Origin of the sequence: Sandaracinus amylolyticus (genome assembly GCF_000737325.1) — a bacterium.
GTDB lineage: Bacteria > Myxococcota_A > Polyangia > Polyangiales > Sandaracinaceae > Sandaracinus > Sandaracinus amylolyticus.
In genome coordinates this window covers 3875362-3892156 of sequence record NZ_CP011125.1, presented here as the reverse complement: position 1 = coordinate 3892156, position 16795 = coordinate 3875362, and the positions used below count along the sequence as shown (strand labels likewise).

The 16795-nt window shown below is 71.8% G+C and carries 14 protein-coding genes and 1 tRNA gene; 4 read left to right on the top strand and 11 right to left on the bottom strand.

Annotated features, from left to right (window positions below):
- The first annotated feature begins 199 nt into the window (after positions 1-199).
- Positions 200-2275 (top strand): ATP-binding domain-containing protein, encoded by a 2076-nt coding sequence (locus tag DB32_RS16610; protein WP_053233438.1) that lies wholly within the window; start codon positions 200-202, stop codon positions 2273-2275.
- On the opposite strand, the gene DB32_RS16605 is transcribed toward DB32_RS16610, so the two are convergent.
- Both DB32_RS16605 and DB32_RS16600 read right to left on the bottom strand, forming a co-directional pair.
- Positions 2232-3242, bottom strand: coding sequence for a hypothetical protein (locus DB32_RS16605; protein ID WP_053233437.1), 1011 nt, complete (start codon positions 3240-3242; stop codon positions 2232-2234). The genes DB32_RS16610 and DB32_RS16605 overlap by 44 nt on opposite strands.
- Positions 3230-4090 carry a class I SAM-dependent methyltransferase gene (locus tag DB32_RS16600; RefSeq protein ID WP_053233436.1) on the bottom strand — a complete coding sequence of 287 codons (861 nt, stop codon included), beginning with the start codon at positions 4088-4090 and terminating at the stop codon, positions 3230-3232. The genes DB32_RS16605 and DB32_RS16600 overlap by 13 nt, the downstream gene beginning before the upstream one ends.
- Before the next feature lie 126 nt (positions 4091-4216).
- Here DB32_RS16600 and DB32_RS16595 point away from each other — a divergent pair.
- Positions 4217-4288 (top strand) — tRNA-Cys (locus DB32_RS16595).
- Between the two features lie 329 nt (positions 4289-4617).
- On the opposite strand, the gene DB32_RS16590 is transcribed toward DB32_RS16595, so the two are convergent.
- The 9 genes from DB32_RS16590 to DB32_RS48260 all read right to left on the bottom strand — a co-directional run bounded on the left by DB32_RS16590 (position 4618) and on the right by DB32_RS48260 (position 13834).
- A complete protein-coding gene (locus tag DB32_RS16590) occupies positions 4618-5265 on the bottom strand; it encodes a hypothetical protein (protein WP_053233435.1) in 648 nt (215 codons plus the stop codon).
- Positions 5262-6179: a tRNA pseudouridine(55) synthase TruB gene (gene truB / locus DB32_RS16585; protein WP_053233434.1), complete on the bottom strand. Its 918-nt coding sequence runs from the start codon at positions 6177-6179 to the stop codon at positions 5262-5264. The genes DB32_RS16590 and truB overlap by 4 nt, the downstream gene beginning before the upstream one ends.
- A gap of 7 nt (positions 6180-6186) precedes the next feature.
- Complete coding sequence (locus tag DB32_RS16580; RefSeq protein WP_075097537.1) at positions 6187-7155, bottom strand: DHH family phosphoesterase; 969 nt, start codon at positions 7153-7155, stop codon at positions 6187-6189.
- Positions 7152-7547 carry a 30S ribosome-binding factor RbfA gene (gene rbfA / locus DB32_RS16575; protein WP_053233432.1) on the bottom strand — a complete coding sequence of 132 codons (396 nt, stop codon included), beginning with the start codon at positions 7545-7547 and terminating at the stop codon, positions 7152-7154. Before rbfA ends, DB32_RS16580 begins: the two co-directional genes overlap by 4 nt.
- The gene (locus DB32_RS16570; protein ID WP_075097536.1) at positions 7537-7905 is read right to left on the bottom strand and encodes a DUF503 domain-containing protein; all 369 of its coding nucleotides are present in this window, start codon (positions 7903-7905) and stop codon (positions 7537-7539) included. The genes rbfA and DB32_RS16570 overlap by 11 nt, the downstream gene beginning before the upstream one ends.
- Positions 7906-8032: 127 nt before the next feature.
- Positions 8033-10843: a translation initiation factor IF-2 gene (gene infB, locus DB32_RS49965; RefSeq protein ID WP_053233431.1), complete on the bottom strand. Its 2811-nt coding sequence runs from the start codon at positions 10841-10843 to the stop codon at positions 8033-8035.
- On the bottom strand, positions 10840-11592 hold the full coding sequence (locus DB32_RS16560; protein WP_053233430.1) for a YlxR family protein: 753 nt from the start codon (positions 11590-11592) through the stop codon (positions 10840-10842). The genes infB and DB32_RS16560 overlap by 4 nt, the downstream gene beginning before the upstream one ends.
- Before the next feature lie 6 nt (positions 11593-11598).
- Positions 11599-13266, bottom strand: coding sequence for a transcription termination factor NusA (gene nusA, locus DB32_RS16555; RefSeq protein ID WP_053233429.1), 1668 nt, complete (start codon positions 13264-13266; stop codon positions 11599-11601).
- A gap of 34 nt (positions 13267-13300) precedes the next feature.
- Entirely contained in the window at positions 13301-13834 is a 534-nt protein-coding gene (locus tag DB32_RS48260; RefSeq protein ID WP_053233428.1) for a ribosome maturation factor RimP, read from the bottom strand.
- Between the two features lie 297 nt (positions 13835-14131).
- Here DB32_RS48260 and DB32_RS16545 point away from each other — a divergent pair, with 297 nt between their 5' ends.
- Together DB32_RS16545 and rpoZ are read left to right on the top strand one after the other, a co-directional pair.
- Positions 14132-16396 carry an ATP-binding protein gene (locus tag DB32_RS16545; RefSeq protein WP_053233427.1) on the top strand — a complete coding sequence of 755 codons (2265 nt, stop codon included), beginning with the start codon at positions 14132-14134 and terminating at the stop codon, positions 16394-16396.
- 54 nt (positions 16397-16450) lie between these two features.
- Positions 16451-16699 (top strand): DNA-directed RNA polymerase subunit omega, encoded by a 249-nt coding sequence (gene rpoZ / locus DB32_RS16540; RefSeq protein WP_053233426.1) that lies wholly within the window; start codon positions 16451-16453, stop codon positions 16697-16699.
- The last annotated feature ends 96 nt before the right edge of the window (positions 16700-16795 follow it).

The window sequence follows — 16795 nt, the reverse complement described above, 5'->3', positions numbered from 1 at the left end:
GAGCTCGCGGCGCCGCGTCGTGATTCGTACACGTGCACGTGCCACGTGCTCGTGCACGGCCGTTGCGCCGCGTGCAGTCCTCCCCACCACCGCCCGCGAGGATCATCTTGCCACGTCTTCGCACGTGATTTCAACGGGTTGACGGAGCTCCCCGGGGTCTTCAGGTTCGGCCGCTCGTGATGCGCACGGAGGGACCGACATGGACGCTCTGATGACCGACGCCGTGGTCGCCGAAGAGGAGGCGCTGCTCACGCGCGTGCGCGCGGCGCTGCAGCGCGCCGAGCACGCGCGGGCGACGCACGACGGGCTGCGCGACGCCGGCGAGCTGCGCGCGCTGCGCGAGGAGGCGCAGACGAGCGCCGAGGACGACCTGCCCGCGCTGCTGCACGAGATGACGGTGCGGCAGCGGCTGCGCGAGCGTCAGGAGCCGGGCGCGCTGCCCGATCCCGATCATCCGTACGTCGCGCACCTGCGCGTCGAGGACGAGCGCGGAGTGCGCGACTACGTGCTCGGGCACGCGAGCTACGTCGATCCGCGCAGCGACGTGCGCGTGGTGGACTGGCGCACCGCGCCCATCGCGCAGGTGTTCTACCGCTACCGCGAGGGCGACGAGTACGAGGAGGAGATCGCGGGACGGCTCGTGACCGGCACCGTGATCGCGCGGCGCGTCGTGGTGATCGAGCGCGGCGTGCTGACGCGCATCCTCGGCGACGGGATCGCGCTCTCGCGCGGCGAGGATGGGTGGCAGGACGATCACGCGATCGGGCTCGCGGGCGGCGGCGCGGGCGTCGCGGCGCGGCGTGGATCGCTGGGCATCGGCGTGGGCGCGGAAGGACGCGCGGCACGCGCCGACGTGACGGCGCTGCTCGACGCGGAGCAGCACGCGGCGATCGCGGCGCCGCCCTCGAAGCCGCTCTTGGTGATCGGCAGCGCGGGCAGCGGCAAGACCACGGTCGCGCTGCATCGGCTGGCGCGCATCACGGCGCGCGAGCCGTCGCGTTATCCCGTCGATCGGGTGCGCGTGATCGTGCCCGAGGAGGGCCTCGCGCGGCTGTCGCGCCGGCTGCTCGAGCCGCTCGGGGTGCAGGGCGCGCAGCAGGTCTCGACGCTCGATCACTGGGCGCTGACGCTCGCGAAGGAGACGTTCGGCGGCGTGCCGCGGATCGGTCAGGACACGCCGGCGATCGTGCTGCGGCTGAAGCGGCACCCGGCGCTCTTCGACGCGCTGCGGGCGCGCTGCGCGAGCCTCGCGCCCGAGCGCACGCGCAACGTGCGGAAGCTGCAGCGCGCGCTCGCGCCGATCCTGACCGACTACGAATTCCTCGGACGCGTGGTGGAGGCCTCGAAGGGCGACCTACCGAAGAGCGCGATCGAGGAGACGGTGCGCCACACGATGCGTCAGCTCTCGGACTCGCCGGAGAAGGAGCTCGCGAGCATCACCGACACGGCGGCGAAGACGACGATCGACGGGCGTCAGGTGTGGGAGGACACGCCCGAGGCGACGGCGGGCTCGATCGATCTCGAGGACCTGCCGATCTTCTTGTGGCTGCGCGCGTGGCGTGGGGGCATCGGGAGCGCACGGATCGCGCACCTGGTGCTCGACGAGGCGGAGGACTTCTCGCTCTTCGAGCTCTCGGTGCTGCGCGCGCTGGTGCAGCAGCCGCCGAGCGTGACGCTCGCGGGCGACGACGCGCAGCAGACGGGCACCGGGTTCGCGGGGTGGGCGCGCTCGCTCGACGCGCTGGGCGCGAAGGGCGCGAGCGAGGTGAAGCTGTCGATCTCGTATCGCTGCCCGCGCCCGGTCGCGGAGCTCGCGCGCGCGGTGCTCGGGGTGCAGGCGCCCGACGACGCGGTGCGCGCGGCGCGCGAGGGCGTGCCGGTCGTGCGCGATGCGTTCCCCGACGACGCGCACGCGCAGCTGGTCATGGCGAGCGCGGTGCGCGACCTCGCGGAGCGCGAGCCGCGCGCGTCGATCGCGATCATCGCGAGCGACGAAGAGGCGGCGCGGCTCGCGCACGACGCGCTGTCGGACACGCCGCGGGTGCGGCTGGTGCTCGAGGGCGACTTCACGTTCGAGCCGGGCATCGACGTGACGCACGTCGACGCGGTGAAGGGGCTCGAGTTCGACTACGTGGTGCTGCCCGACGTGAGCGCGCGGACGTATCCCGACGATCGCGAGTCGCGGCGCCGGCTGCACGTCGCGGTGACGCGCACGACGTACCAGCTGTGGATCATCGAGCCGGGAGCGCGCTCGCCGATCCTGCCGTCGTCGTGAGCGCGACGCGCGTCGGCGCGGAGAGGCGCTGACACGCGACGAGCAGCGCGTCGGTGGTGAGCGCGAGGCAGTCGCGCCCGAGGTCGACCATCTCGGGCGCGATGGCGCGCTCGGTCGACGTGCCGTCGCGAAGCGCGACCAGCGTGACGGAGGTGCGCGCGTGCGCGACCGCGAGGCGCTCCTCGGCGGCGTCGAACGCCCATGCCCACGAGGCGCCCTCGCCCACCGACACGCGGCGCGGCTCGCCGCCGCGGCGATCGACGATCACGACGGTGCCGCCCTGGAGGAACGCGACGGCGTAGCGTGCGCTCGGCGAGAGCGCGACGCGCGCCGGGACGTCTCCGAGGGTCGCGCCGAGCGGGTACGACGACTCGGCCGACCATCCCTCCGGCCGCCGCGCGAGCACGAGGAGCGAGGCGCTCTCGCGCGCGACGCCGACGACGATGGTCGCGCCGTCCTCCGAGGCGTCGAACGAGAGGAGGTCGGCGCCCGCGAGCGACCCGGTGATGCGCGTGGTCGCGTCGTAGAGCTCGCGCGTGTCGGACTCGGTGCAGACCTCGTCCTCGCCCTGGCCGGCGCACGACACGCCGAGCGCGAGCGACACCACGCCGCGCGCAGTGGGCACGGCATCGAGGATCTGGTGATCGGGGATCGAGGGGAGCGGCGCGACCGCGGTCTCGCCGAGCGTCGAGACGCCGTGGCGTCCGATGATCACGAGGCGATCACCGCGCGTGATCCAGCGGAAGGGATCGGCGTGCGCGTCGTCGGAGGGCAGCGGGCGGGTGCGATCGCCGTCGTGGATCCACAGCGCACCGCCGAACCCGCCGAGCACCACGCGCCCGCCGATGATCGCGATGCGCTCCGCGGTGCGTCCGACGGCTGGCTGTGCGAACGCAGACGCCGCGACCGTCGTGACGACGATCGCGGCGAGGAGCAGCGGCAGGCGGGTGGCGCTCAGAGGTCGCAACGACGCAGCTTCATCTGCACGTCGCTCGACCAGTGGTTCGCGAAGGCGCGCACGCACGTGTCGAGGTAGCGCTCGTAGTCGACGTAGACCTGATCGCCCCACTGCTTGCGGATCTCGCGCTCGTTCTCGCGGAGGCGGCGCAGCCACTCGCCGGTGGTCTTGCCGTAGCTCTCGCGCTGGGTGCGCATCTCGACGCACTCCCAGAACGGGCGGATGGCGACGATCAGCTCCTCGAGGCGCGGGTTGAGGCCGCCCGGGAAGATGACGTCGGCCGTGAACTTGAGGTCCTCGAGGTCCTTGCGATTGCGCGGCACGCGGTCGCGGAGGATCGCCTGGAAGCCGAACCACGCGCCGGGCTTCGCGAGATGCCAGCAGCGCTCGAAGTAGTTCCGGTAGAGGTCGATCGCGAGGCCCTGCGTCGACTGCTGGGGCGAGACGACGTGGTCGATCATTTCGATGGACTGGAGCGCGTCGTACTTCACGGCGGGCTCGTACTTCCAGAAGTCCTGCAGCTTGACCTCGTAGGTCTCGGGCAGGTTCATCTTCTGGTTCGCCCAGTCGCACTGGCCGGTGGAGAGCGTGATGCCGTGCGCGACCTTGGTGCCGCGCGTCGAGTGATAGAGGAGGTTCGAGCCCCAGCCGCAGCCGATGTCGAGGACGAGCTTGTCGGGCGTCATCTCGGCGTACTCGTAGAGCACGCGGGACTTCTGGATCTGCGCCTCCTCGAGCGTCTCCTTCCCGGTGAAGAAGCTCGCCGAGGTGTAGTGCATGTTCTCGTCGAGCCAGAGCTTGAAGAACTCGTTCGAGACGCTGTACGAAAGGTCGATCTCGGCCTGGGTGCTCGTCATGGCGGCGGGAGTCTTATACCGGTCACGAGGAGCGTTCCAGTCGCGAGCCGTGCGCGCGCTCTCGAACGAGGCCGCAGACAACGGTTGAACGCTGCGAGAGCGCGTGCTACCAAACCCGTCCTTCACGGCGCCGTAGCCAAGTGGTTAGGCAACGGTTTGCAAAACCGTCATACAGCAGTTCGAATCTGCTCGGCGCCTTAGTTCCCGGGGGAGCTCCGCTCCCCTCTCGACCCCTGGCCGCTTCGCGCTTGGGGCAGCGAGCACGATGGACCCCGGATGCTTCGCATCCGGGGTTTTCGTTTTTCGCGCTGTGCGGGGCGCGCGCTCGGAGTGGGGCCGCTCGGAGCGGGATGCGCTCGGAGTGGGCGCTCGGAGCGGGATGCGCTCGGCGTGGACACGCTCGGAGTGGGCGCTCGGAGCGGGGCGCGCTCGGCGTGGACACGCTCGGTGTGGCGCGCGCTCGGAGTGGACACGCTCGGGAGCGGACACGCGGCTCGGAGCGGGAACGCGCTCGACGGTGACGCGGCTCAGAGCGGGACGCACTCGCCCGCGTCGCAGCGGAAGCCCGCGGTGCAGCGGTTGCCGCACTCGCCGCAGTGATCGCGATCGGTCGTGACGTCGACGCACGAGAAGACGTCCATGCGGTCACCGCAGCAGCGGTCCGCGTCGGTCCCGGCGCACGCGCGACGCTCGTCGCCGCACATGCACCGGCCTCCGTCGCAGCGATCGGCCTGCTCGGGGACGCACTCGACGTTGCAGTCGCCACAGTGCTCGCGGGAGCGCGCGAGGTCGGCGCACACCGGAGGGCCACCGCCCTCGGGCGGGACGCAGCAGCTCGACGCGAACGTGCCCACGCAGCCGAGCAGGAAGTCGCCGCACGCGCACTGCGCGGCCTGACACGAGTCGCCACGGCGCGTCGCGAGACAGTCGAGGCCGCAGAAGCCGCAGTGGTGGATGTCGTTGGCCAGCGCGACGCACGCGGGCGTTCCCTCGTCGTCGCAGCACGCGGTGCCGGGCTCGCACGCCGGCGCGCACATCGGACCGGCGTCGGATCCAGCGTCGTGGCCCGCGTCGATCGCAGCGTCGAAGCCGGCGTCCGCGGCGGGCGCATCGTCTCCACAGCCGATCGACGCGACGAGCACGACGAGCGCCGCGATGCACGTCCTCGCGCTCACGATGCACCCTCCACGCTCGCACGCGGCGCGAACCCTCGCACGACGCGCAGCGCGCCTTCGCTCCAGCGCACGATCGCGACGAGCTCACCCGACTCGTCGAGCGCGGCGATCGGCTCGCGGACCACGGGCTCTTCGATGCGGAGCGCACGCCCGTGGCGAAGCTCGCGCGCGCCCGATGCCCCGACGTCGAGGCGCGCGATCGTCGAGAGCGCAGCTTCGAGCGATCGCAGCGACGCGCGCACCTGCGCTCGCGCGTCCTCGTCGCCGCGGCGCGCGCGCTGGAGCACCTCGCCCGAAAGCGCGTCCTCCGCGCCGAACGCGCCGCTTCGCGTGCGTCGCAGCGCGCCGAGGTGACCTCGCGTGCCCAGCTCGCGAGCGAGATCGCGGCCGAGCGAGCGCACGTAGAACCCTTTTCCGCAGCGCACGCGCAGATCGATCTCCCTCGCGCGCACGTCGAGCACCTCGATCGCGTCGCAGCGCACCTCGCGCTCGGGGGCCTCGACGTCCTCGCCGCGACGCACGCGCTCGTGCAGCGCGACGCCGTCCTTCTTGATCGCGCTCACCGCCGGGGCGCGCTGCAGGTACGTACCGACGAAGCGTGCACACGCAGCCTCGACCGTCGCGCGATCGAGCGCCGGTACGTCGTGCTCGGACGTCGCGCGCCCTTCGGCGTCGAGCGTGTCGGTCTCGGCGCCGAGCACGATGGTCGTCTCGTACGCCTTGTCCTCGCTCATCAGGTACGGCGTGAGCTTCGTGCCTTCGCCGACGCCGAGGACGAGCACCCCGGTCGCCATCGGATCGAGCGTTCCCGCATGGCCGACGGCGCGCGTGCCGAGCGCGCGACGGGCCCACGCGACGACGTCGTGCGACGTCGGCCCGCGAGGTTTGTCGACGACGAGCACTCCGTGCGTCACGGGCGTCTCAGTGTCGCGCGAGCACCTTCGCGGCCTCGTCGCGAAGACGCGCCACGACGGTCGCGAGCTCCGCGTTGCGCACCGACGCGCCCGCCGCGGCGCGATGCCCGCCACCGCCGAGCGTCACCGCGAGCGCGGCGACGTCCGCACGGCCCGCCGAGCGCAGGCTGATCTTCACGTCCTGGCCCTTCTCGGGCGTCCAGAGCAGCGCGGCGATCTCGACGCCCTCGAGCATGCGCCCGTAGTTGACCATGCCCTCGATCATGTCGTCGCTCGCGCCGGTGCGCGCCATCATCTCGCGATCGACCGCGACGATCGCGAGGCGTCCGTCGAGCTCGATCTTCATCGCGCGCAGCACCTCGCCGAGAAGCGCCATGCGCTGCGGCGCCCAGCGCTCGAAGAGGTGCGACGCGACCTGCCACGGATCGACGCCCTGCTCGAGCAGCTGCGCGGCGAGCCGGTGCGTCGTCGCGTTGGTGCCCGAGTAGCGGAAGCCGCCGGTGTCCGCGACGATCGCCGCGTAGACCGGCTGGGCCGCGTCGCGCGGCACGTCCTTCACGCCGAGCGACTGCATCAGGCGCAGCACGACCTCGCCGGTCGCGACCGCGTCGACCTCGCGCACGATCACGTCGCCGAAGCCATCGGCCGCCGCGTGGTGATCGACGATCACGACGGGCCCGCTGCGCTCGCTCGGAGGCAGCGGCGGCACGAGCTCGCGCGCCGCGGCATCCATCACGAACGTCGCGTCGAAGCGCCCGGGCGGCACGTCGCGCGCGACCTTCTCCTTGCCGTCGAGGAACTGGAGCAGCGGAGGCACGCCATCCTGGCTGTAGACCAACGCGTCCTTCCCGATCGAGCGCAGGATCGCCGCGAGGCCGAGCGCCGATCCCAGCGCGTCGGCGTCGGGGCGCACGTGACAGGTCACGAGGAAACGCGACCCTGCACGGACGAGCTCGACTGCACGTGCACGGCTCATGACTGCCCGTCCTCCTTCCGTGCGCGCTGCTCGATCGCGATCTCGTCGAGCAACGCTTCGACGCGCGCCGCACGATCGGCGCCCTCGTCCCACTCGAAGCGAAGCTCCGGCACGCGACGCACCTGCAGCGTGCGCCCGAGCTCGCGACGGATGAACCCGCCCGCGCGCTTCATCGCGGACACGAGCCGCTTGCGCCGCGCCGCGTCCACGTCGCCCTCGAGCGCGCGCAGCCAGACGCGCGCGACCGAGAGATCGTTCGTCACGTCCACCGCCGACACGACGGCGCCCTGCACGTCCGGATCGCGGATCGCACCGCGCAGCAAGAGATCCATCACGTCCGCGCGGATCCGCTCGGCGATGCGCTTGTCACGACCTGCTCCGCTAGCGCCCATCGTCGTCGTCCTCGCCCGGCTCGTCGTACGAGCGATCGATCGCGGCGTCGAGCCCGCCGCCGAAGTGGTCCTCGAGGTGAACGATCTCCATCGAGCGATCGATCACCAGCGCCTCGGTCGCGCTGCTCACGAACGACACGATCGTGTCGACCATCGAGTTCGCGTGGCGCGCGTCGTTCGAGACCACCGCGAACCCCAGCACTGCACGACGATGCGCGTCCATCTCCGCGACCTCCGCGATCGCCGCGTTGAACTTGTGCCTCACGCGGTCGACGATGCGCCGCACGATCGAGCGCTTTCCCTTGAGCGAGTCGACGCTCGGGAGCGCGAGCACGATTCGACACACGCCGACGACCACGACGTCTCCTCTGCAGGTCCGTGAAGCGGACCGGCCCTCCCGCCGGCATGCCGATCAGGAGGGCCCGTCTTGCTCGTTCCAAGATCCGTGCGCGCGGCGCAGCGCGAGGCGCCGCGCCTCGCTCCGACTACAGGCTCGCAGCCACCTGCTCGAGCTCGTAGCACTCGATCACGTCGCCCTCGTGGATGTCGTTGAAGTTCTCGAGGCCGACACCGCACTCGAAGCCCGACGTCACCTCGCGCACGTCGTCCTTCACGCGACGCAGGCTGGCGATCGTGCCTTCCCAGACCTGCACCGAGTCGCGCACCAAGCGCGCCTTCGCGTTGCGCTTGATCGTGCCTTCGGTGACGTAACAGCCCGCGATCGTGCCCGCCTTCGGGATGTTGAAGACGGCGCGAACGTCGGCCTTGCCGAGCTCCTTCTGCTTGAACACCGGGGCGAGGAGGCCGGTCATGGCCTTCTTCACCTCGTCGACCGCCTCGTAGATGATCGAGTACTGGCGAATCTCGACGCCCTCGCTCTTCGCGACGGCCGCCGCCTGACCTGCCGGGCGCACGTTGAAGCCGATGATGATCGCCTTCGACGCGGTCGCGAGCATGACGTCGTTCTCGGTGATGCCACCGACGCCGGTGTGGATGACGTTGACCTTGACCTTCTCGGTCGAGAGCTCCGTCAGCGCCTTCACGAGCGCCTCGACCGAGCCGGCCACGTCGCTCTTGATGACGAGGTTGAGCTCCTGGACCTCGCCCGCCTTCATCATGGCGTAGAGATCCTCGAGGCCCTTCGCGGTGGTCGTCTTCGCCTTCGCGGCGACCGCCTTCTTGCGCGCGTCGACCAGCTCCTGCGCCTTCTTCTGGTCGGCGACGACGAAGAACTGATCACCCGCCTGCGGGAGGTCCGGCAGACCGAGCACCTCGACCGGCGTCGCGGGACCCGCGTTCTTCACGCGGCGTCCACGATCGTCGGTGAGCGCGCGGATGCGGCCGAGCGCGACGCCGGCGAGCATCAGGTCGCCCTGGTTGAGCGTGCCGTTCTGCACGAGCACGTTCGCGACGACACCGCGGCCCTTGTCGAGGTACGCCTCGAGCACGACGCCCTCGGCGGCCGCCGCCGGGTTCGCCTGCAGCTCCATGATCTCGGTCTGCAGCGCGATGTTCTCGAGGAGAACGTCGACGTTCTCGCCGCTCAGCGCCGACACGTTCACGAAGAGCGTGTCGCCGCCCCAGTCCTCCGGCTGGAGGCCGAGGCCCGAGAGCTCCTGGCGGATCTGATCCGGGCGCGCGCCCGGCTTGTCGATCTTGTTGACCGCCACGATGATCGGCACTTCCGCCGCGCGCGCGTGGTTGATGGCCTCGCGCGTCTGCGGCATCACGCCGTCGTCCGCCGCGACGACCAGCACGACGACGTCGGTCGCCTGCGCGCCGCGGGCACGCATCGCGGTGAACGCCTCGTGGCCGGGCGTGTCGAGGAACACGATCGGGCCCTTGCCGGTGTCGACGCGGTACGCGCCGATGTGCTGGGTGATGCCGCCGGCCTCGCCCGCCGCCACGTTCGCCTTGCGGATGCGATCGAGCAGCGAGGTCTTGCCGTGGTCGACGTGGCCCATGACCGTGACGATCGGGGCGCGCGCCTCGAGGTCTTCCTGCGCGCCGGCGGCGCCACGCGCCTCGGCGATCATGTCGTCGTCGCTCTTCGCGACGTTCTCGACCTCGTAGCCGAACTCGCTCGCGAGCAGCTTCGCGGTGTCGGAGTCGAGCGTGCTGTTGATGTTCACGCCGCCCATCCCCATCTGGATGAGCTTCATCAGCACGTCGGTCGCCTTGAGGGACATCTTCTGCGCGAGCTGCTGCAGCGCGATGTTGTCCTCGATGCGGATGATGCGCTTCTGCGCCGACGGAGTCGTGATCTCCGTCTTCATGCCCTTCTTGCCGGGCATCGGGCGGCGCTTGGCGCCGGGGCGCTGACCGGGCATCGGACGGCCCGGGGGACCGAGCGTCGAGCCGGGGACCTGGACCCTGCGACGCTGCCCGCCGTCGGGCGTCCACTGCGTGCGGCCGCCGGGGCCCTGGGCGTGCTGGGACACGATGCGCGAGACGGTCGCCGCGCTGGGCGGCGGCGCGCTCGGCGCGGTCACGTTGCCGCGCGCGACGACGCCGGGCGGCAGGTTCGAGTGCGCGAGGCGCACCGACGCGGGCGGCGGCTGCGAGGGACGCAGCGCCGGGCCCGAGGAGGCCTGGGCGGCGGCTGCGGGCGCGGGCGCCGGACGCTCCGGCGCGGCGACCGGGGCCGGCCTGGGCGCCGCGGCGACGGGCGCGGGCGGCGGCGGCGTCGGGGCGGCGACGACCGGCGCGGGGGCGGGCACGGGAGCCGGCGCGGGCTTGGGCTCCTCGGTGACGGCCGGCGCGACCGGGCGCGCAGCGACCGGCGGAGGCGGCGCCTCGGGACGGGCGGCCTCGACGACCGGAGCCGGCGGCTGCGGCGCAGCCTCGCGCTCGACGGCCGGCGGGGGCGCGGCCACGACGGGCGCAGGCGGCGGGGGCGGCGCGGCCTCGCGCTCACGCTCGACGACCGGCGGAGCGGCCGGAGGCGGCGTGGGCGCCACGGGACGCGGCGCGACGGGCGCGACCGCGGCGTGGCCGTTCTCGGCCCGCGGCGCCTCGCGCGTGATCACCGGCGCCGGGGCGGGCGCCGCAGCGACCGGCTCGGGCGCCGCAGCCGTACGACGGCGCACGACCGTCGGGCGAATGCGCTCTTCCACCGTGTTCTGCGCCTTGTCCTTCTCGAGCGCGCGCTTGACCCGATCGACCTCGGCCGGCTCGAGCGCGCTCATGTGATTCCGCACCGGGATGCCCAGCGCCGCAAAGCGGTTCATGAGCTCGCGATTGTCCATCCCGAGCTCGCGCGCGACCTCGTACACCCGGACCTTGGTGGTCGTCATTCGCCCTCGCCCTCCGACACGCGAACGGAGGCCCCGCCACGGCCCCGATCGCCAATTCCTACCGGTGACTCCAGCTCGGCCGCGCGCGCGGCACAGCGCACCACCTCGTCCGCGATCCCGCGGTCGAGGATCCCGAGCACACCCACTTCATCCCGGCCGAAGAGGCGACCGAGCGAGCCCTTGGTTCCCAACACCGTACAGCGTCTCCCGAGCTTCTCGGCTGCTGCCCGCAGCTCCTCGCGCCGGCCCTCGGCATCCGCCGCGACCACCAGCACCTCGACCTCGCACTCTTCGGCCCCGCCGCTCCGCTCCGGACGTCGGAGCGCGTCGCGCACGGCGTCGGTCCCGATGGCCAGCTTCTTCCGCCGGGCAGCGGCGATGAGCAAGCTCTCGGCGCGCATCACATAGAGCACCGCAGCGCTCTCGCACAGGGCGGCGGCATCGATCGCGACGCCCTTCTTCAGCGCACGCGCGAAGCCGCCCCGCTTCGCCGCGAGCTCGATGCACGCGCGCGTCGGGTGCACCGACACGCCGCGCCCGCCCAGCTTCCGCTGGGGATCGGGCGCGAGGTACGGCGCCTCCGGGCCGATCGCGAAGCGCAGCAGCTCCTCGCGCGGAACGGTGCGACGGCAGCCCGCGCACAGGCGCTCGGACACGGCGCGCGACGAGGCCTCGCCGGCGTCGTCGCCGTCGACCTCCTGCTCGTCCGTGCCGCGCCCGCGGCGCTGCTGCTCGTCGACCATCAGCATCCCGTCTCAGCCCTCCAGGCTGCCTTCCTGCTCTCCGCCCTCGCCCTCGGCCGGCCCGAGCAGCCTCGACGCCGCCCGCTCGCGCTGCGCGCGGCGGATGCGCTCGAGGTCTTCCTCGACGAACCGAGCGACCGCGTCCTTGATCTCGCGCGCCCTCTGGTTGCCGAGACCGGTCTTGATCGCAAGCCGATCGACGTCGGTCTCGCGCTGCACGTCCGAGGCGCTCTTGTAGCCGCCGCGCTCCAGCGCGTCCGCCACGCGCTCGCTGATGCCGCCGACGAGCAGCAGCATCTCGCGCTCGCTGAGCGGCTCTGCACGATCGATCGCCTCGTCGACGAGGCGCTGGCGGTAGCCCTCGCTGGCCGCGAGCGCGTCCGCCTTGATCTGCGCCGCGCGCTTCTCCGAGCCGACGCCCTCGATCGACGCGATCTCCTGGTCCGACGCCTCGAGGATCTCGTCGATGCTGCGGAAGCCCGCGCGGTACAGCGCCTTCGCGACGTTCTCGTCGACGCTCCCGATCATCGAGAGCGCCGTCATCGCCTGATCCTCGATCTGGCGGAAGCGCGTGTCGCTGATGATGTCGAGCTTCCAGCCCGTCAGCTGCGACGCGAGGCGCACGTTCTGGCCGCGCCGACCGATCGCGAGCGAGAGCTTCGCGTCCGGTACGACGAGCTCCATCTGCGTGGCGCCCTCGTCGATGATGACGCGCGAGACCTCGGCCGGCGCGATCGCGTTGCACACGAAGCGCGCGGGATCGCGATCCCACGGCACGATGTCGATCTTCTCGCCGCGGAGCTCCTGCACGACGGCCTGCACGCGCGAGCCCTTCATGCCGACGCAGGCGCCCACCGGATCGACGTCCGAGTCGCGCGAGGTGACCGCGATCTTCGAGCGCGCGCCGGGCTCGCGCGCGGCCGCGACGATCTTCACGATGCCCTCGTAGATCTCGGGCACCTCCATCTCGAACAGCTTCACGAGCAGCCCGACGTCGGTGCGCGACAGGATGATCTGCGGGCCACGCGCCTCGCGATCGATGTCCTTCAGCAGCGCGACGATGCGGTCGCCGGGACGGTAGCTCTCGCGCGGCGTCTGCTCGCGCGCGGGCAGGATCGCCTCGGTGCGCCCGAGGTCGACGATGATGTTCGAGCCGCGCTCGAAGCGGCGCACGATGCCCGTGATCAGCTCGCCGCGGCGGTCCTTGAACTCGTTGAACACGAGCTCGCGCTCCGCCTCGCGCATGCGCTGGATGATCACCTGCTTCGCGGTCTGCGCCGCGATGCGGCCGAAGCCACGGCGGTGCTGCTGCATCTTCAGCAGATCGCCGAACTCCTTGTCCTGCTGGCGCGCCTTGTCGGCGTCCTCGGGCAGGTAGAAGACCTGGAAGCCGAGCTCCTCGCCGATCTCGGCTTCGAGACCGTGACGGCGCGCGTCCTCGACGGAGAGCTGGCGCTCCTCGTCTCCGACGTCGTCCACGACGGTCATGTACTGGAAGAGGTCGACGTTGCCGGTGTCGGGGTTGTAGCGAGCCTCGAGCTCGCGGTTCATCCCGAACGTCCGCTTCGCGGCCGTGAGAATCGCCTGCTCCATCGTCTCGGTGAGCACGCGAGGGTCGATGCCCTTCTCCTTGCTCACCTGATCGATCAGCTGCTGCAGCGAGAACCCTCCGCTCTGCATCGAAACCACCTCTTCCCGAGACCGAACGGCGCGCTCAGCGAGCAGCGCGCGTGAACCTGTAGACCACGTGGGCCTTCACGATGTCGCCGAAGGGGATCTCGAAGGCCGTCGATCCTTCCTCGATCCGCACCACGTCTCCGTCGAGCCCCCGCAGCACGCCCTGGACCTTCTTGCGATCCTCGGTGCCGGGCACCGGCACGCGCGTCTGCACCTTCACCTCGAGCCCGGCGAAGCGCTCGAAGTCGCGGCGCTTGACCAGCGGCCGATCGAGCCCCGGCGAGCTCACCTCGAGGCGATAACGAACGCTCGGCACGACCTTCTCGTGCACGTCGAGCGCGGTCGAGAGATCGCGGCTCACGCCCTGGCAGTCGTCGATCGACACCCCGCTCCCGGGCTCGCCGGGCGTCATGTCCGGGCGCTCCCGATCGATCAGCACGCGCAGCACCGGCCCGCCGCGATCCATCGTCCACTGCACGTCGACCAGCTCGACGCCGTGCGCACGACAGACCGGCTCCGCGATCGCTTCGATCGCAGGCTTGTCCAGGGGGCTGTCGTTGCGGGCGTTCACTCGGTTGATGTGGTGTCGTGTGTCTTGGCGCTCGAACCGTAGACCCGGAGGGCGAGCCGTCTCCGGCCCCCCCGCGGACCGTCGTCGCCCACCGTCCGCTGCGACTCTCCAGTGAAACCGCGGCTCTCGGGAGAGAGAACGCGGCCCTCCGAAGAGAGCTCTGCGAACGAAAAAGGCGGACCCTGCAAAGCAAGCAGAGGGCCCACCTCGGCAACGACACCCCAGCGGGGACCGACGTCGTACCATGAGGGTGCACGACGAGCAAGGGGCGCCGGAATCGGGCATCCTGCGCGGCCCATGACCGACGGCGTCCCGCCCGGCACCTTCTACCTCGGCCGCGACGGCGCGTCCCAGAGCGCGCTGCTGTATCCCTCGAAACACCTGCTGACGCACGGCGTGATCGTCGGCATGACGGGCTCGGGCAAGACCGGGCTCGGCGCGATCGTGCTCGAGGAGGCAGCGCTCTGCGGGATCCCGGCGATCGCGATCGATCCCAAGGGCGATCTCGGGAACCTGAAGCTCGCGTTCCCGGCGCTGCGGCCCGAGGACTTCGCGCCCTTCGTGCCCGAGGGCGAGGATCCCGCCTCGGTCGCCCAGCGCGCGCGTGAAGGGCTGGTGGCGAGCGCTCAGAGCCCGGAGCGCATCGCGCGTTTCGCCGGGAGCGTCGATCGCACGATCTACACGCCGGGATCGCGCCTCGGTCGCGCGCTCTCGCTCATGCCGTCACTCGACGCGCCGCCTGCCGGGAGCGACGACGAGGGCACCCGCGATCGCGCCGTCGCGACGGCGTCCGCGCTGCTCTCGCTGGCCGGTGTCGACGCGGATCCGGTGCGCAGCCCCGAGCACGTGCTCGTCTCGAACGTGCTCCTCGACGCGTGGCGCGCAGGTCGCTCGCTCGATCCCGGCGCGCTGCTCCGCGCGATCCAGTCGCCCCCGTTCGATCGACTCGGAGTGATGGATCTCGACTCGGTCATCGCGCCGCGCGCGAGGCAGGAGATCGCGGTGAGCCTCAACGCGGCGCTCGCGTCGCCGTCGATGGCCGGGTTCCTCGAGGGCGAGCCGCTCGACGTGCAGTCGCTGCTCTTCACGCGTGAAGGCAAGCCGCGCCTGTCGGTGCTCTCGATCGCACACCTCGCGGACGCCGAGCGCATGTTCTTCGTCACCGCGCTGCTCGGCGAGGTGCTCGCGTGGATGCGCGCGCAGCCGGGCACGCAGTCGCTCCGCGCGCTGCTCTACATGGACGAGATCGCGGGGTTCTTCCCGCCGGTCGCGAGCCCGCCGAGCAAGGCGCCGATGCTCACGCTGCTCAAGCAGGCGCGCGCGTTCGGCCTCGGGGTGGTGCTCGCGACGCAGAACCCGGTCGACCTCGACTACAAAGGCCTGAGCAACGCGGGCACCTGGATGCTCGGTCGCCTGCAGACCGAGCGCGACAAGCTGCGCGTGCTCGACGGGCTCGAGGGCGTCGCGGCGAGCACCGGCGCGGGGCTCGATCGCGCGCGGATCGACACGATGCTGTCGTCGCTCGCGCCGCGTACGTTCCTCCTCCACGACATCCACGCGGGCGGTGGACCGAAGCTGTTCACGACGCGCTGGGCGCTCTCGTACTTGCGTGGACCGCTCTCGCGCGAGCACTTCCGCGCGCTCGCGTCCGCTGCGCCCGCGGCACCGATCGCGAGCCTGCCGCCGGCCGTCGCGGGTCGTCCGGTGCTCTCGGCGGACGTCCGCGAGTCGTTCGTGATGCGCGCCGACCTTCCGGCGCCGCGCGCGTATCGCCCGGGCGTCGCGGTGCGCGCGAGCGTGCACTACGCCGACGCGAAGCTCGGCGTCGACGCGTGGCTCGAGCCGCACCTGATCGCGCCGCTCGGTGACGAAGGGCCGCGCTGGGCCGAGGCATGGGTGCTCGCGACGCCGCTGCCCGAGTCGCGCGATCCCCAGCCTGGTGTGCCGTTTGCGACGCTGCCCGCATCGGCCGCGCGCGCGAAGACGTGGGATGCGTGGACGAAGCAGGCCGCGACGCACGTCCTCCGCGATCGCCCGCTGACCGTGCTCTTCGCGCCCGACCTGGGCACGAGCTCGCACCCCGGCGAGCCGCGCGAGTCGTTCCTCGCGCGCATCCGCATGGACGCGCAGCGCGCGCGTGGCGAAGAAGACCGCGAGATCGAGCAGAAGTGGAGCGCGAAGATCGACAAGGCGCGCGACAAGCTGAGCACCGCGGAGCGAAGGCTCTCGGACGCGAAGCTCGCGCGCGATGCCGAGGTCGTCGACGCGGGCGCGAGCGTGCTCGGTGCGATGCTCGGCGGAGGCTCGGTGGCGCGCAGCGCGCGCAGCGCAGCGCGGCGGACCGCACAGTCTGCAGAGCGGCGCGCGCGCGCCGAAGAAGCGGTGCAGAGCGCGCGGCTCGCGCTGGAGCACCTCGAGCGCGACTACCTCGCGGCGAAGCTCGAGATCGCGCGGCGCTGGGATCCCGGCGCGCTGCGTGTCGAAGAGCGCCGCGTCGCCGCGAAGAAGAGCGCGATCAAGATCGAGCGCTGCGAGCTCGTCTGGGTGCCCTCCCCGTCGTGAGCTTGCCCGACGCGTGACCAGCTGGTAGCCTCGCGCCCCTTCCGGAGAACCCTGATGGCCCGCGTCACCGTCGAAGATTGCCTGCAGAACGAGGACAACCGGTTCGCGCTCGTCCTCCTCGCCTCCCAGCGTGCCCGCCAGATCATGAAGGGCGCGCCCGCGCTGGTGCAGAGCAAGAATCGCCCGGCGGTGACCGCGCTGCGTGAGATCGCGTCGACGCGCGTGCACTGGAACCGCCGCGTGCACGAGGTCGTCGAGGAGTTCATCACCGAGCGCAAGGCCGCCGAGAACTCGCGCGGGTGAGCTTCGGGAGGGGTCTTGGAAGACCCCCTCCCCCCGACCGGCAAAGCCGGATCGGGGCCCCCCACCCCAAACGCTGCGGCAACGCGGCTGGGTGGG

Coding starts and splice junctions, on each gene's coding strand:
- DB32_RS16610 (WP_053233438.1), top strand. CDS start 200: ATGGACGCTCTGATGACCGACGCCGTGGTCGCCGAAGAGGAGGCGCTG.
- DB32_RS16600 (WP_053233436.1), bottom strand. CDS start 4,090: ATGACGAGCACCCAGGCCGAGATCGACCTTTCGTACAGCGTCTCGAAC.
- DB32_RS16580 (WP_075097537.1), bottom strand. CDS start 7,155: ATGAGCCGTGCACGTGCAGTCGAGCTCGTCCGTGCAGGGTCGCGTTTC.
- rbfA (WP_053233432.1), bottom strand. CDS start 7,547: ATGGGCGCTAGCGGAGCAGGTCGTGACAAGCGCATCGCCGAGCGGATC.
- infB (WP_053233431.1), bottom strand. CDS start 10,843: ATGACGACCACCAAGGTCCGGGTGTACGAGGTCGCGCGCGAGCTCGGG.
- DB32_RS16560 (WP_053233430.1), bottom strand. CDS start 11,592: ATGCTGATGGTCGACGAGCAGCAGCGCCGCGGGCGCGGCACGGACGAG.
- nusA (WP_053233429.1), bottom strand. CDS start 13,266: ATGCAGAGCGGAGGGTTCTCGCTGCAGCAGCTGATCGATCAGGTGAGC.
- DB32_RS16545 (WP_053233427.1), top strand. CDS start 14,132: ATGACCGACGGCGTCCCGCCCGGCACCTTCTACCTCGGCCGCGACGGC.
- rpoZ (WP_053233426.1), top strand. CDS start 16,451: ATGGCCCGCGTCACCGTCGAAGATTGCCTGCAGAACGAGGACAACCGG.